This window comes from Streptomyces sp. NPDC085481, assembly GCF_044541845.1.
GTDB lineage: Bacteria > Actinomycetota > Actinomycetes > Streptomycetales > Streptomycetaceae > Streptomyces.
On sequence record NZ_JBITTJ010000009.1, the window covers coordinates 173,193 to 195,589 of the forward strand.

The following is a 22,397-nucleotide window of genomic DNA, read 5'->3' on the forward strand; positions in this document are numbered from 1 at the left end:
GGCCCCGATGACCCGCTCTGCTCTCCTGGTGCTCGCCGACGGGCGGTTCCCCGCCGGCGGGCACGCCCACTCGGGCGGCGCCGAGGCCGCCGTGAAGGCCGGCCGGCTCCGGGACGCCGCCGACCTGGAGGCGTTCTGCCGGGGCCGGCTGCACACCACCGGGCTCACCGCGGCCGCGCTCGCCGCCGCGGCCGCCCTCGGCGCGGACCCGTACGAGCTCGACGCCGCCGCCGACGCCCGTACCCCCTCGCCCGCCCTGCGCGCCGCCGCCCGCAGGCTCGGCCGGCAGCTGATGCGGGCCGCCCGCGCCGCCTGGCCAGGCCCCGAACTCGACCGGCTGGCCACCGCGTTCCCGCGTGGCGCCCACCAGCCCGTCGTCCTCGGCACCGCCGCCCGGGCCGCCGGGCTCGGCCCCGAGGACGCCGCGCACTGCGTCGCCTACGAGACGGTCGGCGGCCCCGCCACCGCCGTCGTACGCCTGCTCGGCCTCGACCCCTTCCAGGCCACCGCGGTCCTCGCCCGGCTCGCCCCCGCCATGGACGAGGTCGCCGCACGTGCCACCGCCGCGGCCCGCGAGGGCCTGGACGCGCTGCCCGCCGCCTCGGCCCCGCTGCTCGACCTCACCGCCGAACAGCACGCGGCCTGGCCCGTCCGCCTCTTCGCCTCCTGACACCCGTAGCCCGCAAGGAGCCCGCCCATGCACCTCGACCACGGCCACTCCCACGGCCCCGCCGTCTCCGCCGACGCCCACCGCCCCGACGGCAGCCGCCGCGCCCTGCGCATCGGCCTAGGCGGCCCGGTCGGCTCCGGCAAGACCGCGACCGTCGCCGCCCTGTGCCGCGAACTGCGCGACACCCTCTCCCTCGCCGTCGTCACCAACGACATCTACACCCGCGAGGACGCGGAGTTCCTGCTCCGCGAGGCCGTCCTGCCGCCCGAGCGGATCACGGCCGTCGAGACCGGCGCCTGCCCGCACACCGCGATCCGCGACGACATCTCCGCCAACCTCGAAGCCGTCGAGGAGCTCGAGGACTCGGTCGGCCCGCTCGACCTCGTCCTCGTCGAGTCCGGCGGCGACAACCTCACCGCCACCTTCTCCAAGGGCCTCGTCGACGCCCAGATCTTCGTCATCGACGTGGCCGGCGGCGACGACATCCCGCGCAAGGGCGGCCCCGGCGTCACCACCGCCGACCTCCTCGTCGTCAACAAGACCGACCTCGCCCCGTACGTCGGCTCCGACCTGGCGCGGATGGCCCGCGACGCCGGGGAACAGCGCGGCGAACTGCCCGTCGCCTTCACCTCGCTCCGCTCCGAGCAGGGCGTCGCCCCCGTCGCCGACTGGGTCCGCGGCCGCCTCGCGGCATGGACCGCATGAGCCTGCGCGCCACCGCCAGGATCGTCGCGGGAGCGGACGGCTCGCTGCCCGTCCTGGAGAGCGACGGGCCGCTCGCCCTGCGCCGCACCCGCGCCCCCGGCCCGTACACCCGCGTCACCGTCGTCGGCGCGATGAGTGCTCCGCTCGGCGGTGACCGGCTCGCCCTGCACACCGAGGTACGGGACGGGGCGCGGCTGCTCGTCGACTCCGCCGCCGCGACCGTCGCCCTGCCGGGCTCCGACGGCGTCCCCGCAACGTACGATCTCGCGCTCACCGTCGGCCGGGGCGCGGAGCTGCGCTGGCTGCCCGAACAGCTGGTCTCGGCCGAGGGTTCCGAGCTGCGCATGCGGACCACGGTCGAACTCGCCGCCGACGCACGGCTGGTGCTCCGGGAGGAGCAGATCCTCGGGCGCCACGGTGAGCTGCCCGGCACCCTCACCACCAGGCTGACCGTGCGCCGCGGCGGCCGCCCGCTGCTCGACCAGGAGCTGGCGTACGGACCCGGCGCCCCCGGCGGCTGGGACGGCGCCGCCGTCCTCGGCGGGCACCGCGCCACCGGGCAACTCCTCGTCGTCTACCCGGACTTCGCCATAGAAGGGGACAACCAGCTCAAGCCGGTCGAATCCCGACTTGTCGGTGAGTACGCCGTGCTGGTGCGCCTCGCCGGCCCCGCCGCCCTGGTCACCGCCGTCGCGCCCGACGCGCTTGCGCTGCGCCGCGCCCTGGACGAGGGGCTGGAGCTGCTCGCTCCTCGGTGAGTTCCCGCGATTTCCGGTGGAGTTCCGGCGGAGTCCCGCTCAGCGGTACACCGCTCTCCGGTTATTGGTTCGGCAAAGAAACACGTGTACGCCCTTTTACCGGAGGCCCCAAGGACGAAAGGATCCCCCGGACAGCCCACCATGGCGCTGCCACGGGGGCGGCGCCCACCGAGGGGGAGGAACCACTTGAGACGCACAGCAGTGCTCGGCTCCGCCGGCACTCTGATGACGGCGACGCTCATAGTCGGCGCGCTGGCCGCACCGACGGCCAGCGCGCAGAGCCGCCACGACCGCGACGACGAGGCCCGCGGCGCGACCATCGCCGCCGCCCGCGCCGCGAAGGCCGGTATCGACTGGCAGGACTGTCCGGCCGACTGGGGGCTCGAGAAGCCCATCAAGTGCGGCTGGGTCTCCGTTCCGGTCGACTACGCGCGCCCCGACGGCAAGCAGATCAAGATCGCCGTCGACCGCATCGGCGCCACCGGCACCGCCGCCGAGCGCCAGGGCGCGCTGCTCTACAACCCGGGCGGCCCCGGCGGCTCGGGCCTGCGCTTCCCGCGCCGGGTCACCACCAAGAACGCGATCTGGGCGAACGCCGCCAAGGCCTACGACTTCGTCGGCTTCGACCCGCGCGGCGTCGGCCACTCGGCGCCGATCTCCTGCGTCGACCCGACCGAGTTCGTCAAGGGCCCCAAGCCGGACCCGGTCCCGGACAGCGAGGCGGACAAGCTGGCCCAGCGCAAGCTGGCCGCCGAGTACGCCAAGGGCTGCGCCGAGAAGAGCGGCGACATGCTGCCCTTCATGACCACCCGCAACACCGTCCGTGACCTGGACGTCATCCGGGCCGCGCTCGGCGAGAAGAAGCTCAACTTCGTCGGCGTCTCCTACGGCACCTACCTCGGCGCCGTCTACGGCACGATGTACCCGGACCACGTGCGCCGCATGGTGGTCGACAGCGTGGTCAACCCGGCGAAGAGCAACATCTGGTACCAGGCCAACCTGGAACAGGACATCGCCTTCGAGGGGCGTCTCAAGGACTGGATGACCTGGGTCGCCCAGCACGACGACGCCTACCACCTCGGCAAGACCTACGCCGAGGTGCAGCAGCAGTGGGTGACCCTGCGCGCCGCCGCCAAGAAGAACCCCCTCGGCGGCAAGGTCGGCCCGGCCGAGCTCATCGGCTTCTTCCAGAGCGCCCCGTACTACGACTCCTCGTGGGCCCCGGTCGCGGAGGCCTGGAGCGCCTACGCCCAGGGTGACCCGCAGCCGCTCATCGACGGTGCCGCCGCGGACCTCACCGACACGGCCGGAAACATCGCGTCGGAGAACGGCAACGCGGTCTACACGGCCGTCGAGTGCGCCGACGCGCCCTGGCCGACCAGCTGGAAGAAGTGGGACCGGGACAACTCCCGGCTGCACGAGCAGTACCCGTTCATGACCTGGGCCAACGCCTGGATGAACCTGCCCTGCGCCACCTGGTCCACGCCGCGCGAGCGGGCGACCGACGTGAAGACCGGCAAGGGCCTGCCGCCGGTGCTCATCGTCCAGTCCGAGCGTGACGCCGCGACGCCGTACGCCGGCGCCGTCGAGCTGCACAAGCGGTTCAAGGGTTCGCGACTGATCACCGAGAAGAACGCCGGCTCGCACGGCGTCACCAGCCTGGTGAACTCCTGCATCAACCCGAAGGTCGAGACCTACCTGCTCACCGGCAAGGTGGACAGCAAGGACGTGACCTGCGAGCCGCACGCCACGCCGAAGCCGTAACACCCGCACCACAGAGGGGCGGTCGCCGTACGGCGACCGCCCCTCCGCTGGTCAGCGCGCGGCGAGCCAGGCGTCCTCGGCCGCGTAGTCGAAGAAGTCCACCCCGTACTTCACCAGGCCGGGGAAGGCGTCCCGCCAGTCCCGCTCCGCCACCGTCGCGGCCAGGAACGCGATCGTGCCGGGCAGCGACTCCTCGTACGTCACCACCGGCCGGTAGCCCAGCTCCCGCTCCGCGGCCGACATGTCGCAGACCGTGGGATGGGGCGTCGTCCACGGCGTGTAGCCGACCATGTCCTTCCCCGCAGGCCCCTCGAAGAGGATCGTCTCGCTGCTCACGCCCATCGCCGCGTCGATCGCCGCGCCGATCTCGGCGACCATCGGGGCCTCCGGGTCGGCGCCGTTGAGCACCCGGCTGCCCGGGTGCGTGGCGGCCAGCCGGATCAGTTCGGCCAGGTTGTCCACGTGCACCGGGTGGAAGCGGGACCGTCCGCCCTCCGCCAGGATCCGCACCGGACGGCCGTCCAGCGCCCGCTTCACGAACCACAGCTCGCGCGGTCCCGGGCTGTACGGGCCGTGGACGGCCGCGGCGCGCAACAGGGTGGTCGGCAGCCGGTCGCCCGCCGCGAGGAGCTCCCGCTCCAGAGCCACCTTCCGGGTGCTGTACGAGGAATCGCCCGGCGCGACCGTGCGCCAGGTCTCCGGAAGGGGCAGCGGATAGCGCGGGAAGCCGTCCGGCTCGTCCTGCGTGTCGAAGTTCCGCCCCTGCTCGTCCTCGTAGACGGCGACACTGGAGATCACCACGGCCGAGCCGATCCGGTCGGCGAGCCCCGTCAACTGCCGCCCGTGCGCGGCGTCGTAGGCCACGATGTCCACCAGGACGTCCGTGCCCCCGCCGAGCGCCGCCGCGAGCGCCCCCTCCTCGGTGCGGTCCACCGCCACCGACCGGACCTCCGCCGGCCACCGTTCGTCCCGGCCGCCCCGTCGCGAGGCGGCGGTCACCTCCCAGCCGTCCGCCACGAGCGCCCGCACGGCCGCCCGTCCCACCTGTCCCGTCGCACCCAGCACGAACGCGTTTCCCTTGGTCATGGGTGCGACGCTACGGCCCCCGGGCAGGCCGGCCCAGGCTCTTTCGCCGTGCGCGGATCCGCCCTCAGCGTTCCGCCGGCGGGAACTTCCCGGACCCGCCCCGGCCGTTGTCCGCGGCCTTCACCTTGACCGCGTACTCGTCGACGTACTCCTGACCCGACAGCGCCAGGATCTCGTACATGATCTCGTCCGTGACCGCGCGCACCGCCGCCTTCTCCCCGGCGAGGCCCGCGTAGCGGGAGAAGTCCAGCGGCTCGCCGAAACGGATGGTGACCCGCCGGATCCGCGGGACGACCCGCCCCGGCGGCTGGATCTCGAAGGTGCCCACCATGGCGCACGGCACCACCTTCACGCCGGCCGTGAGCGCCATCACCGCGACCCCCACCTTGCCCTTGTACAGCCGCCCGTCGTGCGAGCGCGTCCCCTCGGGATAGATGCCGAGCAGCTCGCCCCGGCCGAGCACGGCGAGCCCCTCGCGGATCGCCGCCTGCCCCGCCTCCTTGCCGGACCGGTCCACCGGGATCTGCCCCGCGCTGCGGAAGAACGCGGCGGTCAGCCGGCCCTTGAGGCCGGGCCCCGTGAAGTACTCCTGCTTGGCCAGGAAGGTGATCCGGCGGCCCAGCATGACCGGCATCAGGAAGTGGTCGGAGAACGACAGATGGTTGCCGGCGACGATCGCCGCACCCTCCTCGGGAATGTTCTCCAGGCCCTCCACCCGCGGCCGGAACAGCAGTTTCAGGAGCGGGCCGAGCAGCACGTACTTCATCACGTAGTAGAACACCGACAACCCCCGTTCATCGTCCGTCAAGCCCTTTGTATCCGCGGAGATGGGCGTGGTCCACTGGTGGGGAGGAGCGGGACCGATGGCAGGCGCGCGCGGGCACAGGCGTCCCGGCCCAGCCGTCACCGCCGTACTGTGCGCCGTGACGGCCGCCGGTCTGTACGGCTGCTCCGACTCGGGCCCGCCGAAGCCGGCACCGACGCCCGCGCCGGTGCCCGCCACTCCCCGCCCCGGCGGCGTCTCGCCGCTCACCGGACTGCCCGCGCGGCCGGCCCCCGTCCTCGCCGTCAAGATCGACAACGTGCCGCCGGCCCGGCCGCACACCGGCCTCGACGCCGCCGACCTCGTCTACGTCGAACAGGTGGAGTCCGGCCAGACCCGGCTCATGGCCGTCTACGCCTCCCGGCTCCCGGACCGGGCCGGCCCGGTCCGCAGCGCCCGCGAGTCCGACCTCGCCCTGCTGCGCCAGTTCGACCGCCCGGCCCTCGCCTACTCCGGCGCCCAGAGCGCGCTCACTCCGCTGCTGCGGGCCGCCCCGCTCCACCTGGTCGACGAGGCCGGCGCGCCCGCCGCCTTCGTCCGCGACAACGCCCGTGCCGCCCCGCACAACCTCTACCTGCGGCCCGCCCGGGCGCTCGGCGCCGCCCCCGAGGCCGGCGCCGTCAAGGACATCGGCTTCCGCTTCGGCCCCGCCCCGGTGGACGGCACCCCGGTCAACAGCCGTACGGTGCGCTTCCCCGCCGCCCGCTACACCTTCACCTGGACGCCCGCCGAGCGGGCCTGGCACGTCACCATGGACGGCCGCTCCGACGGGCCGCTGAAGCCGGCCACCGTCGTCGTGCAGCACGTCACCGTGCGGCCCTCGCGCTTCCACGACTTCCTGGGCGCCGTCTCCCCGTACACCGTGACGACCGGCACCGGCACCGCCGAGGTGCTGCGCGACGGACGGGCCTTCGCGGCCCGCTGGAGCCGGCCGGACCCGGCCTCCGGCACCGCCTTCACCACACCGGCGGGCGCGCCGCTGAACTTCGCGGCCGGTCAGGTGTGGGTGCTGCTGGCGGGATGACCCTCAGGGCTGCGGTTTCGGGCGGCGGCGCCGGACCGGGCGCGCATGGGCCTCGCCGCTGTCCGCGGCCGCCATCCCGATGGTGACCACGCCGAGCACCACCCAGCCGAACCAGAGCCAGCCGCTGCTGCCGAGGGCCACCGTGTACGCGGTGGTCAGCACCAGCGCCGCGAAGGTGAGCACACCCATCGTCTTCGTAGGACCGGACATCATCGCTCCGCCCTCCTCAGAGCCATCGTGACCCCTGGGACAGGGCGTGCGCCACCCCTCGGCGGGGAGCAGGGCGGGCAGCTACCGCCCGCGGGCCTGGAGCGAGGCGAGATACGCGTTGTACGCCTCCAGCTCCTTGTCCCCGTTCCGGTCCGCGGCCCGGTCCGTGCGGACCGCCTGCCGCTGCTCGGAGTGGTACCACTGGTACACCAGCGCGATCAGCACGAGGACGGACGGGATCTCGCTGAACGCCCAGGCGATGCCGCCCGCCGCGTTCTGGTCGGTGAGCGCGTCGATGCCCAGCGAGGCCGGCGGGTTCCGGTACGCCTGCACCATCGGCTCGGTCGCCATCATCAGTGCGATGCCGAAGAAGGCGTGGAACGGCATGCCCGCGAACAGTTCCAGCATCCGCATCACGTAGCCCGGCCGGTGCGGGCCCGGGTCGACGCCCATGATCGGCCAGAAGAACACCAGGCCCACCATGAGGAAGTGGACCATCATCCCGATGTGGCCCGCCTTGGACCCCATCAGGGTGTCGAACAGCGGCGTGAAGTACAGCCCGTACAGGCTCGCGATGAACATCGGGATCGTGAACGCCGGATGCGTGATGATCCGCATGTACCGGCTGTGCAGCAGCTTCAGGAGCAGCTCGCGCGGACCCGTCGAGCCCCGGCCCGCCACCGGCAGCGCCCGCAGCGCCAGCGTCACCGGAGCGCCGAGCAGCAGCAGGATCGGCGACAGCATGGAGATCACCATGTGCTGCACCATGTGCACGCTGAACATGACCATGCCGTAGTCGTTGAGCTTGGTGCACATCACCAGGGCGATGCTCAGCACGCCCACGGTGAAGAACACCGTGCGGCTCACCGGCCAGGCGTCGCCGCGCCGCCGCAGCCGGGCGACGCCCCAGCCGTACAGGCCGAGGCCGGCGAGCGAGCCGAGCAGGAAGAACAGGTCGGGGGAGAACTCCAGGGCCCGCCCCAGCGTGAACGGCGGCAGATCCATCGTCATGCCGTGCCCGCTGTGATCCATGTGCTTACTCCTGGAGCCCGATTCGCGCTTGTTGTCCGCACCAGACTAGAACCGCCCCCGGCCGCGACTGCGACCGGGGGCGGTTCGTGGCGCAGGGAAGCCGCGCGGAAAGGTGTTCAGATCACGCACTCCGCCTCGGCGTAGCGCTCCGCCGGGACCGTCTTCAGGGTCTCCACGGCCTTCGCCAGCGGCACCAGCTCGATGTCCGTGCCGCGCAGCGCCGTCAGCATGCCGAACTCGCCGCGGTGCGCCGCCTCCACCGCGTGCCAGCCGAAGCGGGTCGCGAGGACGCGGTCGTACGCGGTCGGGGTGCCGCCGCGCTGGACGTGGCCGAGGATCACCGGGCGGGCCTCCTTGCCGAGGCGCCGCTCCAGTTCGACGGAGAGCTGGTTGGCCACGCCGGTGAAGCGCTCGTGGCCGTAGATGTCGGTGCCGGCGGTCTCGAAGTCCATCGAGCCTTCGCGCGGCTTCGCGCCCTCGGCGACCACGACGATCGCGAAGCGCTTGCCCGCCGCGAAGCGCTCGCCGACCCGGGCGGTCAGCTCGTCCATGTCGAAGGGCCGCTCGGGCACCACGATGGCGTGGGCGCCGGCCGCCATGCCGGAGTGCAGGGCGATCCAGCCGGTGTGCCGGCCCATGACCTCGACGATCAGCACCCGCTGGTGCGACTCGGCGGTGGTCTTCAGCCGGTCCAGGGCCTCGGTCGCCACGGTGACGGCGGTGTCGAAGCCGAACGTGACGTCGGTCGAGGCGATGTCGTTGTCGATGGTCTTCGGCACGCCGACGATCGGGAGGCCCGCCTGGGAGAGCAGGTTCGCGGCCTTCAGGGTGCCCTCACCGCCGATCGGGATGATCGCGTCGAGCCCGAGGTCGGCGACGTGGCCCCGGGCGCGCTCGACGCCGTCGACCAGGTGGGCGGGCTGCACCCGCGAAGAGCCGAGGATGGTGCCGCCGCGGGCGAGGATGCCGGCCACCGCGTCGAGGTCCAGCTTGCGGTAGTCGCACTCCAGGAGGCCCTTCCACCCGTCGTGGAAGCCGATGACCTCGTCACCGTGGTCGACGACGGCGCGGTGCACGACGGACCGGATGACGGCGTTCAGACCGGGGCAGTCTCCGCCGGAGGTGAGCACACCAATGCGCATAGCCCAAAAACCTTTGCAACGTGGGCCGACTCCCGGACCACGTCGTCCGGCTGGGATCCCCGCCACCCTATCGGTGCAGGGTGGCGGGGCCGAACCGGATGTCCGCACAGTGGACACCGTACTTTCGTACGATCCCTGGTCCGCGCGGCGCTCGTACGCTGCGTCGAGCGGCCGTCAGGCGGGCTGCGTGGCCGCCGCGATGCGCTCGGCGCGCAGCGCCTCGTACCAGCGGTCGTCGGTCGGCGGCAGCGCGTTGACGTCGAGGGCCAGCTTCAGGAGCAGGTCCGCGACCTGCGGGTTGCGCGCCATGACGGGGCCGTGCATGTACGTGCCGAAGACCGTGTCGTTGTACGCGCCCTCGGTGCCGTCGCCGGTGCCGTTGCCGTTGCCGAAGACGGTGCGGGCGAACGGGCGGGCGGTCGGGCCGAGGTGTGTGACGCCCTGGTGGTTCTCGAACCCGGTGAGCTGGGGCAGGCCCAGCTGCGGGTCGATGTCGGCGAGCACGTCGCCGACGCAGCGGGCGCCCTCGCCGCGAACCGTGGTCACGTCGAGCAGGCCGAGGCCGGCCTGGCGCTCGCCGACGTCGTTGACGAACTCGTGGCCCAGGATCTGGTAGCCGGCGCACACCGAGAAGATGATCGCGCCGTTGGCCGCCGCCCGGCTCAGGCCGCCGTCGCGGACCAGTCGCTCGGCCGCGAGCCGCTGCGGCCGGTCCTCGCCGCCGCCGATCAGGTAGATGTCGCCGGAGGTCGGGACCGGCTGGTCGCTGCGCACGTCGACGCGCTCGACGCTGAGTCCGCGCTGGCGGGCGCGGCGCTCCACGACCAGGACGTTGCCCTGGTCGCCGTAGGTGCTGAGCAGGTCCGGGTAGACCCAGACCAGACGCAGGCTGCTGTCAGTCATGCTGCAAGTCCTTTTGCGGGGTCGTGTCGGGTCAGTTGCCGACGCGGCGGCGGACGTCCTGGAAGGCCGTGTAGTTCGCGATCAGCTCGATCTGGCCGGGCGGGGCCACCGTGACGGCCTCGTCGAGCGTCTCGCACACGCGGAAGTCCACGCCCGCGACCTCGAGGCGGACCGCGAGGTCCAGCTTGCGGTCGCCGATCACCATGATCGGGTGGCCGGCCAGGCGGCCGTAGTCCACGTCCCACAGCCAGGAGGTGTCCGTGCCGTCGGCGCCGCGCGCGTTGACGGAGAGGATCACCGGAGTCGGCGGCTGGTCGATCAGGGAAAACGTTTCGAGCCAGCCCGCCGGGTTCTTGGCGAGCAGCAGGCGCAGGTCACGGCCCTGGAAGGAGACCACGTCGTAGCGGCCGGCCACGGCCTGCACCTGGTACATGCGCTCCAGGGCGACCTGCGGCGGCACCCCGAAGACCGCGGCCACGGCGGCGGAGGTGGCGGCGTTGGCCTTGTTGGCGCGGCCGGGCAGCTGGAGGTGGATCGGCCAGGCCGAGCCGTGCGGGTCGAGCACGTGGTCGCCGCTGAGCGCCCAGCTCGGCGCGGGGCGGCGGAAGCCGCACTCGCCGCAGAACCAGTCGTCGCCGGGGCGCTGCATCACACCGCCGCAGGCGGGGCAGGACCAGGCGTCGTCCTTCCACTCCTGGCCGGCGGCCACCCACACGACGTTGGGGGAGGAGGAGGCGGCCCAGACGATCAGCGGGTCGTCGGCGTTGGCGATGACGACGGCCTTGGTGCCGTTGAGGCCCTCGCGCCACTTCTCGGCCAGCATCCGGGTCTCGGCGGCCCGGTCGAGCTGGTCGCGGGAGAGGTTGAGCAGTGCGATCGCCTTGGGGGTGGTGTCCCGGGCGACGCCCGCCAGGTACTTCTCGTCGACCTCGATGACGCCGTACTTGGCGTCCGAGCCGCCGGCCAGGGCCGAGGTGATGCCCGCGGGCATGTTGGCGCCGAGCGCGTTCGACACGACCGGGCCGCTGGCCCGCAGGGCCTCGGCGATCAGCCGGGTCGTGGTGGTCTTTCCGTTGGTCGCCGACACGAGGACGACGTCCAGGTGCTGCGCGAGCCGACCCAGCAGATCCGGGTCGAGCTTGAGCGCGACCCGGCCGCCGATCACCGATCCGCTGCCGCGTCCCGCGGCCCGTGACACGGCGGCGGCGGCCTTGCCCGCCGTCACGGCCAGCTTGGCGCGCGGCGACAGCGGCTCCGAGTTGCTGCCTGACATCGTCCTTGTTCCTCCTTGCGTCGGTCCGGCCTCAGCCTATCGAGATCCGGCCAGCAGCCCGAACCGCGGCACCGCGCCACGGGTGGGCTGACCCCTGAACGTACCCTTGCGCCCATGCGAAACCGCCCCATCCCCGGCAGTTCCGGCCACGTCCGAGCGATGACCCTGCTCGGCGACCCGGTCCTGCACACCCCCTGCGAACCCGTCACCGACTTCGGCCCGGAGCTCGCCCGGCTCGTCGAGGACATGTTCGCGACGATGTACGCGGCGAACGGCGTCGGCCTCGCCGCCAACCAGGTGGGCGTGGGGCTGCGGGTCTTCGTGTACGACTGCCCGGACGACGAGGACGTCCGGCACCTGGGCCATGTGGTCAACCCGCGCCTGGTGGCCGCCGACGGCGACGTGGTCCGCGGCCCGGAGGGCTGTCTGTCGCTGCCCGGCCTGGAGGCCCCGACGCCCCGCTTCGACCGCGCGGTCGTCGAGGGCGTCGATCTGGGCGGCGCCCCGGTCCGCATCGAGGGCACGGGCTTCTTCGCCCGCTGCCTCCAGCACGAGTGCGACCACCTGGAGGGCGGCGTGTACGCGGACCACGTCACCGGATGGCGGCGCGGGCGGCTGCTGCGGGCGATCCGGAAGGAGCCGTGGGGGACGGGCGTGGAGGCGCTGAGCTCGTAGCGGCGGGGCCGGCCGCGCCGTCGCCGCGGGCGGGGCGTCCCGCCGCCCTGTGGTCGCGGGCGGGGCGGTCCACCGCCCGGTGGTCAGAATCCGGGCCCGTCGGCCCGGTCGCCCGCGGCCGCGAGCCGGCCCCACAACAGGTCCGCCAGGCTGCGCACCAACTCCGCGCGGGAGCAGGGGCGTTCGCCCAGCCACCAGTCGCCGGCTGCGTGCATCATGCCGACGATGCCGTGGCCCCAGATGCGGGCCTGGGCGTCGCTGCCGGGGCCGAGGTCTATGCGTTCGGCGATGACCTGGCCGAGCTCCTCGCCCATGCGCCGCAGCAGCGGCGCCGAGTGGCGGCCCACGTCGAAGCCCTGCTCGGACTGGTGCGGCTCCTCCGCCGGGTGCATGAGGAAGCGGTAGACCTGTGGCATCGCCTCGATGGAGGCGAGGTAGGTGTCGAGGGTGGACTCGACCCGGCGGCGCCGGTCCGACGGCGCGTCGAGCGCGGCCCGCAGGGCCGAGAGCAGCGCGTCGGTGTGGCGGGTGGCGAGGGCCCGGTAGAGGCCGCCCTTGTCGCCGAAGTGGCGGTAGAGGATCGGTTTGGTGATCCCGGCCTCGGCGGCGATCGCGTTCATCGAGGCCTGGGGCCCGTCCCGGAGGACCACCCGGTCCGCCGCCTCCAGCAGTTCGCGCCGCCGCTGGTCGGCCGGCTTCTGCTGGTCGGTGCTGGTCCGGTGTGTGGTGTCCATCAGCGCGTCTCCCCGCCCGTACGAATTCCTGCGGCTGTCGCAACGTAACACCCGAACGGCACTCGGTGCCGTTCGGGTGGAACCGCTCCACCGCTGGTTGACAGCATCTACCCGTCGGTAACAGACTGCGGTTACCGCAAGTAACGTAGTGCCTGGAGGGAACATGGCCGAGTTCACGCTCGAACTCAACGACGACCAGAAGCAGGTGCGCGACTGGCTGCACGGCTTCGCCGCCGATGTGATGCGCCCGGCGGCCGCCGAGTGGGACGAGCGTGAGGAGACTCCCTGGCCGATCATCCAGGAAGCGGCCAAGATCGGCATCTACTCCCTCGACTTCTACGCCCAGCAGTTCTTCGACCCGACCGGTCTCGGCATTCCGATGGCCATGGAGGAGCTCTTCTGGGGCGACGCCGGCATCGCGCTCTCCATCGTCGGCACCGGCCTTGCCGCCGTCGGCGTCCTCGCCAACGGTACCGAGGAGCAGATCGGCACCTGGATCCCGCAGATGTACGGCGACGCCGCCGACGTCAAGGTCGCCGCCTTCTGCTCGTCAGAGCCCGACGCCGGCTCCGACGTCGCCTCCCTGCGCACCCGCGCCGTCTACGACGAGGCCAAGGACGAGTGGGTGATCAACGGCACCAAGACCTGGGCGACCAACGGCGGCATCGCCAACGTCCACGTCGTCGTCGCCGCGGTGGACCCCGAGCTCGGCTCCAAGGGGCACGCCTCCTTCATCGTGCCGCCGAACACCCCCGGTCTCTCCCAGGGGCAGAAGTTCCAGAAGCACGGCATCCGCGCCTCGCACACCGCCGAGGTCGTCCTGGAGGACGTCCGGGTCCCCGGCAACTGCCTGCTCGGCGGCAAGGAGAAGCTCGACGAGCGCCTCGCCCGGGCCCGCGAGAAGGCCAAGGCGGGTGGCGAGCGCGTGAAGAACGCCGCCATGGCCACCTTCGAGGCCTCCCGCCCCGCCGTCGGCGCCATGGCCGTCGGCACCGCCCGCGCCGCGTACGAGGTCGCCCTCGACTACGCCAGGACCCGCGAGCAGTTCGGCCGCCCGATCATCGACAACCAGGGCGTCGCCTTCCAGCTCGCCGACATGCGCACCCAGATCGACGCGGCCCGCCTCCTCGTGTGGCGCGCCTCCTGGATGGCGACCGCGGGCAAGCCCTTCACCTCCGCGGAGGGCTCGATGTCCAAGCTGTACGCGAGCGAGGTCGCCAAGAAGGTCACCGCCCAGGCCATCCAGATCCTCGGCGGCAACGGTTACACCCGCGAGTACCCGGTGGAGCGGATGCACCGCGACGCGGCGATCTACACGATCTTCGAGGGCACCAGCGAGATCCAGCGCCTCGTGATCGCCCGCACCCTCTCGGGCATGCCGATCCGCTGACCTCCGGGGAGTCCAGGCCACGGGGCCCGGGCCCGGAGGGTCACACGACGCAGAACTCGTTGCCCTCCGGGTCCTGGAGCACCACCGCGTAGTACGCCATGCCGTCCGGCTCGTCCATCGTGTACAGCACCGAGGCCCCCAGGCCCATGAGCCTGGCCACCTCGGTGTCCACGCGCTCGCGGCGCAGGGCGAGCGGGACGGTGCGGCCGCCGCCGACCTTCAGGTCGAGGTGGAGGCGGTTCTTGACCGTCTTGGGCTCCGGGACCTGCTGGAACCAGACGCGCGGGCCGGTGCCCTTCGGGTCGACGATCGACTCGGGGAGCTCCCCGGCGCCGTCCGTCAGCTCGTCCTCGGGGACGCCGATCGCCCGCCAGTACGCGCTCCAGCTCGCGTGGCCCTCCGGCGGTGGCTCCGGGACGTAACCCAGGGCCTCGGCCCAGAAGGCGACGAGCCGCCGGGGGTTCGCGCAGTCGACGGTGAGCTGCAGGGTCATCTCGTTCGCTGCCGTGGGGGAGTCCATGGGGAAAGCGTCCCAGACGCCACTGACAGTGCCGTCGCGTACGGATCGGCCTGGTGGCGCCTGATGGCCTGATGGCCTGTTGTGCCGCCTACCGACCGGTCGCCTGGTGGGGCAGAATCGAACGCGCCACCGACCGTCAACGGGGGGACAGCACGATGGCGACCACCGCACAGCCGGCGCCCGGACGCGCGATACCCGAACTCACCGGGCTCCCGCTCCTCGGCTCCCTGCTCGACCTCAAGAACGACTCGCTCGGCACCTTCCTCAAGGCCCGCCGCGACCATGGCGACGTCGTGCGGATCAGCGCCGGACCGCCCGGGATGCGGGCCACCGTCCACTGCGTGTTCTCCGCCGAGGGCGCCCAGCAGGTGCTCGCCGGCGACGCCGCCAACTTCCGCAAGGACAACGCCTTCTACCAGGAGATCCGGGAGTCCTTCGGCAACGGCCTGCTGACCAGCCAGGACGGCGACTACCTGCGCCAGCGCCGGCTCGTCCAGCCGCTGTTCACCCGCCGCAGCGTCGACGGTTACGCCTCCGCGATCGCCACCGAGGTCACCCGGCTCACCGACGCCTGGCGCGAGGAGGACCGCGGCTCGGTGGACGTCGTCCACGAGATGACCAGGCTCGCCCTGCGCGCCGTCGCCCGCATCCTGTTCGGCACGGACGTCGAGGCCGCCGTCGCCATCGTGGAGCGCTGCTTCCCCGCGCTCGGCGACTACGTCTCGCGACGCGGCTACTCGCCCCGGAAGGTCCCGCGCGCCTGGCCCACCCCGGGCAACCGCCGCGCCACCGTGGTCCACGAGGAGCTGTACGCCGTCTGCGACCGGATCATCGCCGAGCGGCGCGCGGCCGGCACGGCGGGTGAGGGGCAGGACCTGCTGACCCTCCTGGTGGCCGCCGGCAGCGACGAGGACGGCGGCTTCGACGCGGCCGAACTGCGCGAACAGGTCCTGGTGTTCCTGCTCGCCGGGCACGAGACCACCGCCACCTCGCTCGGCTTCGCCCTCCACCTGCTCGCCCGCCACCCCGAGGAGCAGAAGCGGGCACACGAGGAGCTCGACCGGGTCCTGTCCGGCCGCACGCCGGGCGCCGCCGACCTTGACGAGCTGCCGTATCTCACCCGGGTCCTGAAGGAGGCCATGCGGCTCTTCCCGGCGGCTCCGGCCATCGGCCGCCGGGCCGTCGAGGCCACCGAGATCGGCGGCCACACGATTCCCGCCGGGGCCGATGTGATCGTCTCCCCCTGGGTGACCCACCGTCACCCGCGCTACTGGGACGACCCGGAGCGCTTCGACCCCGACCGCTTCACCCCCGAGCGGGAGGCCGAGCGGCCCCGCTACGCCTGGTTCCCGTTCGGCGGTGGCCCGCGGGCGTGCATCGGCCAGCACTTCTCGATGCTGGAGTCGGTGATCGCGCTGGCGATGATCCTCCAGTCCTACGAGCTGGAGGCGATCGACACCCGTGTGCCGCTCGCCTCCGCGATCACCCTCCAGGCTCTCGGCCCGGCCCGCTGCCGTCTGCGGCCCCGAACCGCCTGAGGCGCTACGGGGTCAGACGTCCAGCGGGTGGTCCGGTGCGAGGGCGGCCGCGATGAGCTCGGCGACGTCCTCGGCCGTGTTGCCCTCCGGCGTGTCGGCGGTCTTGGTGGTGGAGACCGCGATGGCGAGACGCTGGGACGGCAGATACGCCTGGATCGCCGCGTAGCCCGAGAACGACGGGTTCTGCACCAGCCAGCCGCCCACCACGAGGACGCCGAGGCCGAAGTGCTTGTCCTCGGTCTGCGGCAGACACACGGTGGCGGGGCACGTGTCGGTCGGGTGGCCGAGGCCGACCGTGCCCGGGTTCAGCAGGGTGCGGTACGAGCGGGGCGAGAGGAGTTCACCGCGGCCGACGGCCTCGGCCGATCGGGCCAGGTCGCAGATGTGGGTGGTGATGACCGCGCCGGGCCCGGTGGTCCACGACGGGTTCCAGAACGTGGACTCCTCGTAGAGGCCACGGTCGGAGGTGAAGGCGTGCAGGACCGGGCTCGGGATGTCGGGGGTGAAGTTGTTCTGCGTGTCGCGCAGCCCCAGGGGGCCCCAGACCCGCTGCTCCAGGAACTCGTCGATCCGCGTCCCGGTGATCTTCTCCAGGGCTTCTTCCAGCAGCAGGTAGTTGGCGTGCGAGTAGCTCCAGTTGGTGCCCGGCTCGTACCAGAAGGAGTGGCTGAAGGGGAACGCGAGCAGGTCCTGCGGCGTCCAGTGCCGGAACGGGTGTGCCTCCAGCTCCGCGCCGAAGGCCGGGTCGGTCACGTAGTCGTGCAGGCCGGTGGTGTTGGTGGCCAGCATCCGCAGGGTGATCTTGTCGGCCTTCGGCAGGAAGGGCAGCCAGCGCTCCACGGTGTCCTCGAGGCTGACCCGGCGCTCCTGTACCAGCTGGAGGAGGGCGTTTCCGATGTGCGCGAAGGCCACCGACCCGGCCCGGAAGTGCATGTCCGGCTCGGCCGGAACGCTGGTCATGGACTCGCCGAGCGCGTCGGTGACGACCTCGCGCCCGTCGAGGGTGACCTTCAGGACGACGGAGTTGAGCTTGAGGTCCTTCTTGGCCTTGCGGGTGATGTCCAGGACCTTGCGCGCCTGGCCGCCCAGGGGGCCCTGAGTCCGCACGCAGTCGCGTCCACCGTGACCGCCGGACCCGCCGGCGAGAGCGGGAGCGGCGGCGGAGGTCTGGGCCGTGAGGGCGAGCAGGGCGACGCAGAGGAGGGCCGCACGGGCCCGCGCACGGGTGCGCGGGCGCGTGGGGGAGGGGGTGCGTTTCACGCCCGCACTATGGCGGGAAAGAACGGGGCAATTCGGCGAACACTCCGCAGAACACCCCAGACTTGCCCATGTGGGCCACGGCCTGGGGGCCGGCGAGACACGCCTAGGGTCGCGTCGCCACGATCGCGGTCGCGTACAGCTCGTCGTCCGTGAGGACCCGGGCCTTCAGGCCGTGGCCCGTGACCGCCGTGACCGCGCGGTCGACCTGGCGTTCGCTCGTCTCCACCAGCAGGTGGCCGCCAGGGGCCAGCCACTCGCCGGCCGCGGCCGCGACCCGGCGCAGCACGTCCAGGCCGTCCGCGCCGCCGTCCAGGGCCACCAGGGGCTCGTGGTCGCGGGCCTCGGGCGGCAGCAGGGGCACGTCCTCGCTCGGTACGTACGGCACGTTGGCGACCAGCACCTCGATCCGGCCGCGCAGCTCCCGCGGCAGCGCGTCGAAGAGGTCGCCCTCGTACACCCGGCCGCCGCGCGGCTCCACGTTGCGGCGGGCGCAGCGCACCGCGGCCGGCTCGATGTCGGCGGCGTGCACCTCGGCGCCCGCCACGGAGGCGAGCAGCACCGCGCCCGCCGCACCCGAGCCGCAGCACAGGTCGACGCAGACGGCGCCCGGCCGGGCGAGGGACACCGCCTGGCCGACCAGGAACTCCGTGCGCCGACGCGGTACGAACACGCCGGCGTCGACCTCGATCCGCAGCCCGAGGAACTCCGCCCAGCCCACGACGTGCTCGAGCGGCAGGCCCGCGGCCCGCCGCCCGACCATCGCGTCGAGCTCGGCCGGACCGGCCGCCGCCGCGCGCAGCAGCTCCGCCTCTTCCTCGGCGAAGACACAGCCCGCGGCCCGCAGCCGCTCCACCACTCCCAGGTCAGACAAGCTGGGCCTCGATCGCCGCCACGACCTCGGGGGCGTCCGGCTCGGTGCGCGGACGGAAGCGGGTGATCACGCCGTCGCGGCCGATGAGGAACTTCTCGAAGTTCCACTGGATGTCGCCGGCCTCGCCCTCGGCGTCCGCGACCTTCGTCAGCTCCGCGTACAGCGGGTGCCGCCCGGTGCCGTTGACGTCGGCCTTCTCCAGGAGCGGGAAGCTCACGCCGTAGGTCGTCGAGCAGAAGGTCTGGATCTCCTCCGCGCTGCCCGGCTCCTGGCCCGCGAACTGGTTGCACGGCACACCGAGCACGGTGAAGCCGCGCTCCCCGTACTCCTTCTGGAGCCGCTCGAGCCCGGCGTACTGCGGGGTCAGACCGCACTTGGACGCCACGTTCACGACCAGGACGGCCTGGTCGCGGTAGTCGGCGAGGGAGAGGGGGGCACCGGTCAGGGTCTTCAGCGGGATCTCGTACAAGGTCATGGACAGCTCAGCTCCTCTGGGGAATGTGGCTCGATCTCAACATGAGAGATGAACCGCTGGCAATCGCCGTCGATTCCGGGGACCCCGTCCGGGTCAGAGCTTGCGGAACAGGCCCTCCTGGACCACCGACACCAGCAGTCGCCCCTCGCGGTCGTAGATGCGGCCGCGGGCCAGGCCCCGGCCGCCGGTCGCGATCGGCGACTCCTGGTCGTAGAGGAACCACTCGTCGGCCCGGAACGGGCGGTGGAACCACATCGCGTGGTCGAGGGACGCCATGTCGAAGCCGCGCGGGCCCCACAGCGGCTCGACGGGGATGCGGACCGCGTCGAGCAGGGTCATGTCCGAGGCGTAGGTGAGCGCGCAGGTGTGCACCAGCGGGTCGTCGCCCAGCGGGCCCACCGCCCGCATCCACACCGCGCTGCGCGGGTCCGCGCCCTGGACCTCCTCCTTCGTCCAGCGCAGCCGGTCCACGTAGCGGATGTCGAAGGGCTGGCGCCGGGCCATCCGCTCCAGGGCCTCGGGCAGCACACCGAGGTGGTCGCGGATCTCGTCCGCGAGCTGCGGCAGGCTCTCCGGGTCGGTGAGGTGCCGCGGCGGCAGCTGGTGCTCGAACGCCGAGTCCTCCGGGCGGTGGAAGGAGGCCGTCAGGTTGAAGATCGTCCGGCCCTCCTGGATCGCCGTGACCCGCCGGGTCGTGAAGGAGCGGCCGTCGCGCACCCGCTCCACCTGGTAGACGATCGGCACGCCGGGGCGGCCCGGACGCAGGAAGTAGGCGTGCAGCGAGTGCACCGGGCGCTCGCCGTCCGTGGTGCGCCCGGCCGCCACCAGGGCCTGGCCGGCGACCTGCCCGCCGAAGACCCGCTGCAGCGACTCCTGCGGGCTGCGGCCGCGGAAGATGTTCACCTCGATCTGCTCCAGGTCGAGCAGATCCACGAGTCTCTCGGCGGGATTGGTCACCTCAGGCTCCTCTACAGCTGTCCGACCGACGTCACGCGGACGATGGCCCGGCCCTCCTCGTCCGAGGCGGCGAGGTCCACCTCCGCGCTGATGCCCCAGTCATGGTCGCCGTTCGGGTCGGCGAAGGTCTGGCGGACGCGCCAGAGGCCGTGCTCCGGGTCCTCCTCGATGGACAGCAGCTTCGGGCCGCGCGCGTCCGGGCCGGTGCCGAGGTCGTCGTACTCGTCCCAGTACCCGTCCATCGCCTCGCCCCACGCGTCGGCGTCCCAGCCGGACTCCCCGTCCAGCTCGCCGAGCTCGGCCACGTTGTCCAGGGCCGCGAGCTCCACCCGGCGGAACATCGCGTTGCGTACCAGGACCCGGAAGGCGCGGGCGTTCGCCGTGACCGGCTTGACCTGGTCGGCCTTCTCCTGCGCCTCCTCGGCGGTCTCGACGTCCGGGTTGGCCAGCTGCTCCCACTCGTCGAGCAGCGAGGAGTCGACCTGCCGCACCATCTCGCCCAGCCAGGCGATGAGGTCCTCCAGGTCCTCGGTCTTCAGGTCGTCCGGGATGGTGTGGTCGAGCGCCTTGTACGCGCTCGCCAGATAGCGCAGGACGATGCCCTCGGTGCGCGCCAGCTCGTAGAAGGAGGTGAACTCGGTGAAGGTCAGCGCCCGCTCGTACATGTCGCGGATGACCGACTTCGGCGAGACCGGGTGGTCGCCGACCCACGGGTGGGACTTCCGGTAGACGTCGTACGCGTGCCACAGCAGCTCGTCGAGCGGCTTCGGGTACGAGATCTCCTGGAGCCGCTCCATCCGCTCCTCGTACTCGACCCCGTCGGCCTTCATCTGCCCGACGGCCTCACCGCGCGCCTTGTTCTGCATGGCGGCCAGGATCTGGCGCGGGTCGTCGAGCGTCGACTCGACGACGGAGACCATGTCCAGTGCGTAGGACGGGGACTCCGGGTCGAGCAGGTCGAACGCGGCGAGCGCGAACGTGGAGAGCGGCTGGTTCAGCGCGAAGTCCTGCTGGAGGTCGACGGTCAGCCGGATCGTGCGGCCCTCGGCGTCCGGCTTGTCGAGCTGCTCCACCACCCCGCCGTCGAGCAGCGAGCGGTAGATCGCGATGGCCCGGCGGATGTGCCGCAGCTGCGCCTTGCGCGGCTCGTGGTTGTCCTCCAGGAGCTTGCGCATCGCCTCGAAGGCGTTGCCCGGCCGGGCGATCACCGACAGCAGCATGATGTTGGTGACCTTGAAGCGCGAGGTCAGCGGCTCCGGCTCGGAGGCGATCAGCTTCTCGAAGGTCGTGTCGCTCCACGCGACGAAGCCCTCCGGCGCCTTCTTGCGGACCACCTTGCGGCGCTTCTTCGGGTCGTCGCCCGCCTTGGCGAGCGCCTTCTCGTTCTCGATGACGTGCTCGGGCGCCTGGGCCACGACGAAGCCGGCGGTATCGAAGCCCGCCCGGCCCGCCCGGCCCGCGATCTGGTGGAACTCCCGCGCGCGCAGCGTGCGCACCCGGTTCCCGTCGTACTTCGTGAGCGCCGTGAACAGGACCGTACGGATGGGCACGTTGACGCCGACGCCGAGGGTGTCCGTGCCGCAGATGACCTTCAGCAGACCGGCCTGGGCGAGCTTCTCGACGAGCCGGCGGTACTTGGGCAGCATGCCGGCGTGGTGCACGCCGATGCCGTGGCGCACGTACCGCGAGAGGTTCTGGCCGAACTTGGTGGTGAAGCGGAAGTTGCCGATCAGCTCGGCGATCTTGTCCTTCTCCTCCCGCGAGCACATGTTGATGCTCATGAGCGACTGCGCGCGCTCGACGGCCTGGGCCTGGGTGAAGTGGACGATGTAGACCGGAGCCTGCTTGGTCTCCAGGAGCTCGGTCAGGGTGTCCGTGATCGGGGTCGTGCGGTACTCGTACGACAGCGGGACCGGCCGGGTCGCCGAGCGGACCACCGAGGTCGGCCGCCCGGTGCGCCGGGTCAGGTCCTTCTCGAACATCGCCACGTCGCCGAGAGTGGCCGACATGAGCACGAACTGGGCCTGCGGCAGTTCCAGGATCGGGATCTGCCAGGCCCAGCCGCGGTCCGCCTCCGCGTAGAAGTGGAACTCGTCCATCACGACCTGGCCGATGTCGGCGTCCTTGCCGTCCCGCAGCGCGATGGAGGCGAGCACCTCGGCCGTGCAGCAGATCACGGGGGCGTCGGCGTTCACGGACGCGTCGCCGGTCAGCATGCCGACGTTCTCGGTGCCGAAGATCTTGCACAGGTCGAAGAACTTCTCCGACACCAGCGCCTTGATCGGCGCGGTGTAGAAGGTCACCTGGTCATTGGCCAGGGCCGTGAAGTGTGCACCCGCCGCGACCAGCGACTTTCCCGAGCCGGTGGGGGTGGAGAGGATCACGTTCGCCCCGGAGACCACCTCGATCAGCGCCTCCTCCTGGGCCGGGTAGAGCGTGATGCCCCGGTCCTCGGCCCAGGAGGAGAAGGCCTCGAACAGGGCATCGGGGTCGGCGGTCGGCGGCATCTGATCGATAAGGGTCACGCCCCCATCTTGCCTGGATTCCGCCCGGATGAGGGAACCGGCCACCGGATCGAAGATCACGG

General features: G+C 72.3%; 22 protein-coding genes. 8 read left to right on the forward strand and 14 right to left on the reverse strand.

Translation table 11 applies throughout. The features are described from left to right. The first annotated feature begins 7 nt into the window (after positions 1-7). The 4 genes from ACIGEZ_RS20630 (at position 8) to ACIGEZ_RS20645 (ending at position 3,897) form a co-directional block, all read left to right on the forward strand. Positions 8-670: an urease accessory protein UreF gene (locus tag ACIGEZ_RS20630; RefSeq protein ID WP_399833041.1), complete on the forward strand. Its 663-nt coding sequence runs from the start codon at positions 8-10 to the stop codon at positions 668-670. Positions 671-697: 27 nt separating this feature from the next. After that, a complete protein-coding gene (gene ureG / locus ACIGEZ_RS20635; RefSeq protein ID WP_399833043.1) occupies positions 698-1,375 on the forward strand; it encodes an urease accessory protein UreG in 678 nt (225 codons plus the stop codon). Beyond that, entirely contained in the window at positions 1,372-2,133 is a 762-nt protein-coding gene (locus ACIGEZ_RS20640; protein WP_399833251.1) for an urease accessory protein UreD, read from the forward strand. Before ureG ends, ACIGEZ_RS20640 begins: the two co-directional genes overlap by 4 nt. A 141-nt stretch (positions 2,134-2,274) precedes the next feature. Continuing rightward, positions 2,275-3,897 (forward strand): alpha/beta hydrolase, encoded by a 1,623-nt coding sequence (locus tag ACIGEZ_RS20645; RefSeq protein ID WP_399833045.1) that lies wholly within the window; start codon positions 2,275-2,277, stop codon positions 3,895-3,897. 51 nt (positions 3,898-3,948) lie between these two features. Here the strand turns inward: ACIGEZ_RS20645 and ACIGEZ_RS20650 are convergent, their stop codons facing one another. Together ACIGEZ_RS20650 and ACIGEZ_RS20655 are read right to left on the reverse strand one after the other, a co-directional pair. Continuing rightward, positions 3,949-4,983: an NAD-dependent epimerase/dehydratase family protein gene (locus tag ACIGEZ_RS20650; RefSeq protein ID WP_399833047.1), complete on the reverse strand. Its 1,035-nt coding sequence runs from the start codon at positions 4,981-4,983 to the stop codon at positions 3,949-3,951. 64 nt (positions 4,984-5,047) lie between these two features. Beyond that, positions 5,048-5,764, reverse strand: coding sequence for a lysophospholipid acyltransferase family protein (locus ACIGEZ_RS20655; protein WP_399833253.1), 717 nt, complete (start codon positions 5,762-5,764; stop codon positions 5,048-5,050). 82 nt (positions 5,765-5,846) lie between these two features. Here ACIGEZ_RS20655 and ACIGEZ_RS20660 point away from each other — a divergent pair, with 82 nt between their 5' ends. Then, on the forward strand, positions 5,847-6,830 hold the full coding sequence (locus ACIGEZ_RS20660; protein ID WP_399833049.1) for a DUF3048 domain-containing protein: 984 nt from the start codon (positions 5,847-5,849) through the stop codon (positions 6,828-6,830). A 3-nt stretch (positions 6,831-6,833) separates the two neighbouring features. On the opposite strand, the gene ACIGEZ_RS20665 is transcribed toward ACIGEZ_RS20660, so the two are convergent. The 5 genes from ACIGEZ_RS20665 to ACIGEZ_RS20685 form a co-directional block, all read right to left on the reverse strand. Further along, the gene (locus ACIGEZ_RS20665; RefSeq protein ID WP_399833257.1) at positions 6,834-7,043 is read right to left on the reverse strand and encodes a hypothetical protein; all 210 of its coding nucleotides are present in this window, start codon (positions 7,041-7,043) and stop codon (positions 6,834-6,836) included. Between the two features lie 78 nt (positions 7,044-7,121). Next, positions 7,122-8,072 (reverse strand): cytochrome c oxidase assembly protein, encoded by a 951-nt coding sequence (locus ACIGEZ_RS20670; RefSeq protein WP_399833051.1) that lies wholly within the window; start codon positions 8,070-8,072, stop codon positions 7,122-7,124. Between the two features lie 116 nt (positions 8,073-8,188). Beyond that, entirely contained in the window at positions 8,189-9,214 is a 1,026-nt protein-coding gene (locus ACIGEZ_RS20675; RefSeq protein WP_399833053.1) for a 6-phosphofructokinase, read from the reverse strand. A gap of 174 nt (positions 9,215-9,388) precedes the next feature. Beyond that, the gene (locus ACIGEZ_RS20680) at positions 9,389-10,117 is read right to left on the reverse strand and encodes a type 1 glutamine amidotransferase (RefSeq protein WP_399833055.1); all 729 of its coding nucleotides are present in this window, start codon (positions 10,115-10,117) and stop codon (positions 9,389-9,391) included. A gap of 31 nt (positions 10,118-10,148) precedes the next feature. Then, entirely contained in the window at positions 10,149-11,390 is a 1,242-nt protein-coding gene (locus tag ACIGEZ_RS20685) for a MurT ligase domain-containing protein (RefSeq protein WP_399833057.1), read from the reverse strand. Between the two features lie 114 nt (positions 11,391-11,504). On the opposite strand from ACIGEZ_RS20685, the gene def reads away from it, so the two are divergent. Beyond that, positions 11,505-12,065, forward strand: a complete 561-nt coding sequence (gene def / locus ACIGEZ_RS20690; RefSeq protein WP_399833059.1) for a peptide deformylase — start codon at positions 11,505-11,507, stop codon at positions 12,063-12,065. 83 nt (positions 12,066-12,148) lie between these two features. On the opposite strand, the gene ACIGEZ_RS20695 is transcribed toward def, so the two are convergent. After that, positions 12,149-12,799: a TetR family transcriptional regulator gene (locus ACIGEZ_RS20695; RefSeq protein WP_399833061.1), complete on the reverse strand. Its 651-nt coding sequence runs from the start codon at positions 12,797-12,799 to the stop codon at positions 12,149-12,151. 163 nt (positions 12,800-12,962) lie between these two features. Between ACIGEZ_RS20695 and ACIGEZ_RS20700 the strand changes: the two genes are divergently transcribed. After that, the gene (locus ACIGEZ_RS20700) at positions 12,963-14,189 is read left to right on the forward strand and encodes an acyl-CoA dehydrogenase family protein (RefSeq protein ID WP_399833063.1); all 1,227 of its coding nucleotides are present in this window, start codon (positions 12,963-12,965) and stop codon (positions 14,187-14,189) included. A 40-nt stretch (positions 14,190-14,229) separates the two neighbouring features. Here ACIGEZ_RS20700 and ACIGEZ_RS20705 read toward each other — a convergent pair whose 3' ends face one another. Beyond that, positions 14,230-14,709 carry a VOC family protein gene (locus tag ACIGEZ_RS20705; RefSeq protein ID WP_399833065.1) on the reverse strand — a complete coding sequence of 160 codons (480 nt, stop codon included), beginning with the start codon at positions 14,707-14,709 and terminating at the stop codon, positions 14,230-14,232. Positions 14,710-14,864: 155 nt separating this feature from the next. Between ACIGEZ_RS20705 and ACIGEZ_RS20710 the strand changes: the two genes are divergently transcribed. Beyond that, on the forward strand, positions 14,865-16,247 hold the full coding sequence (locus ACIGEZ_RS20710) for a cytochrome P450 (protein WP_399833067.1): 1,383 nt from the start codon (positions 14,865-14,867) through the stop codon (positions 16,245-16,247). 12 nt (positions 16,248-16,259) lie between these two features. Here the strand turns inward: ACIGEZ_RS20710 and ACIGEZ_RS20715 are convergent, their stop codons facing one another. The 5 genes from ACIGEZ_RS20715 to ACIGEZ_RS20735 form a co-directional block, all read right to left on the reverse strand. After that, positions 16,260-17,507, reverse strand: coding sequence for a serine hydrolase domain-containing protein (locus tag ACIGEZ_RS20715; RefSeq protein WP_399833069.1), 1,248 nt, complete (start codon positions 17,505-17,507; stop codon positions 16,260-16,262). Between the two features lie 103 nt (positions 17,508-17,610). Further along, positions 17,611-18,378: a putative protein N(5)-glutamine methyltransferase gene (locus ACIGEZ_RS20720; protein WP_399833071.1), complete on the reverse strand. Its 768-nt coding sequence runs from the start codon at positions 18,376-18,378 to the stop codon at positions 17,611-17,613. Beyond that, positions 18,371-18,853 carry a glutathione peroxidase gene (locus ACIGEZ_RS20725; protein ID WP_399833073.1) on the reverse strand — a complete coding sequence of 161 codons (483 nt, stop codon included), beginning with the start codon at positions 18,851-18,853 and terminating at the stop codon, positions 18,371-18,373. Before ACIGEZ_RS20725 ends, ACIGEZ_RS20720 begins: the two co-directional genes overlap by 8 nt. A gap of 93 nt (positions 18,854-18,946) precedes the next feature. Continuing rightward, positions 18,947-19,810: an acyl-CoA thioesterase gene (locus tag ACIGEZ_RS20730; RefSeq protein WP_399833075.1), complete on the reverse strand. Its 864-nt coding sequence runs from the start codon at positions 19,808-19,810 to the stop codon at positions 18,947-18,949. An 11-nt stretch (positions 19,811-19,821) separates the two neighbouring features. Continuing rightward, positions 19,822-22,395, reverse strand: a complete 2,574-nt coding sequence (locus tag ACIGEZ_RS20735; protein WP_399833077.1) for a DEAD/DEAH box helicase — start codon at positions 22,393-22,395, stop codon at positions 19,822-19,824. Between the last annotated feature and the right edge of the window lie 2 nt (positions 22,396-22,397).

Bases quoted from the DNA above. Each gene is read 5' to 3' on its own strand.
- ACIGEZ_RS20630 (WP_399833041.1), top strand. From the start codon at position 8: ATGACCCGCTCTGCTCTCCTGGTGCTCGCCGACGGGCGGTTCCCCGCC.
- ureG (WP_399833043.1), top strand. From the start codon at position 698: ATGCACCTCGACCACGGCCACTCCCACGGCCCCGCCGTCTCCGCCGAC.
- ACIGEZ_RS20640 (WP_399833251.1), top strand. From the start codon at position 1,372: ATGAGCCTGCGCGCCACCGCCAGGATCGTCGCGGGAGCGGACGGCTCG.
- ACIGEZ_RS20645 (WP_399833045.1), top strand. From the start codon at position 2,275: ATGGCGCTGCCACGGGGGCGGCGCCCACCGAGGGGGAGGAACCACTTG.
- ACIGEZ_RS20650 (WP_399833047.1), bottom strand. From the start codon at position 4,983: ATGACCAAGGGAAACGCGTTCGTGCTGGGTGCGACGGGACAGGTGGGA.
- ACIGEZ_RS20660 (WP_399833049.1), top strand. From the start codon at position 5,847: ATGGCAGGCGCGCGCGGGCACAGGCGTCCCGGCCCAGCCGTCACCGCC.
- ACIGEZ_RS20665 (WP_399833257.1), bottom strand. From the start codon at position 7,043: ATGATGTCCGGTCCTACGAAGACGATGGGTGTGCTCACCTTCGCGGCG.
- ACIGEZ_RS20670 (WP_399833051.1), bottom strand. From the start codon at position 8,072: ATGGATCACAGCGGGCACGGCATGACGATGGATCTGCCGCCGTTCACG.
- ACIGEZ_RS20675 (WP_399833053.1), bottom strand. From the start codon at position 9,214: ATGCGCATTGGTGTGCTCACCTCCGGCGGAGACTGCCCCGGTCTGAAC.
- ACIGEZ_RS20680 (WP_399833055.1), bottom strand. From the start codon at position 10,117: ATGACTGACAGCAGCCTGCGTCTGGTCTGGGTCTACCCGGACCTGCTC.
- ACIGEZ_RS20685 (WP_399833057.1), bottom strand. From the start codon at position 11,390: ATGTCAGGCAGCAACTCGGAGCCGCTGTCGCCGCGCGCCAAGCTGGCC.
- def (WP_399833059.1), top strand. From the start codon at position 11,505: ATGCGAAACCGCCCCATCCCCGGCAGTTCCGGCCACGTCCGAGCGATG.
- ACIGEZ_RS20695 (WP_399833061.1), bottom strand. From the start codon at position 12,799: ATGGACACCACACACCGGACCAGCACCGACCAGCAGAAGCCGGCCGAC.
- ACIGEZ_RS20700 (WP_399833063.1), top strand. From the start codon at position 12,963: ATGGCCGAGTTCACGCTCGAACTCAACGACGACCAGAAGCAGGTGCGC.
- ACIGEZ_RS20705 (WP_399833065.1), bottom strand. From the start codon at position 14,709: ATGGACTCCCCCACGGCAGCGAACGAGATGACCCTGCAGCTCACCGTC.
- ACIGEZ_RS20710 (WP_399833067.1), top strand. From the start codon at position 14,865: ATGGCGACCACCGCACAGCCGGCGCCCGGACGCGCGATACCCGAACTC.
- ACIGEZ_RS20725 (WP_399833073.1), bottom strand. From the start codon at position 18,853: ATGACCTTGTACGAGATCCCGCTGAAGACCCTGACCGGTGCCCCCCTC.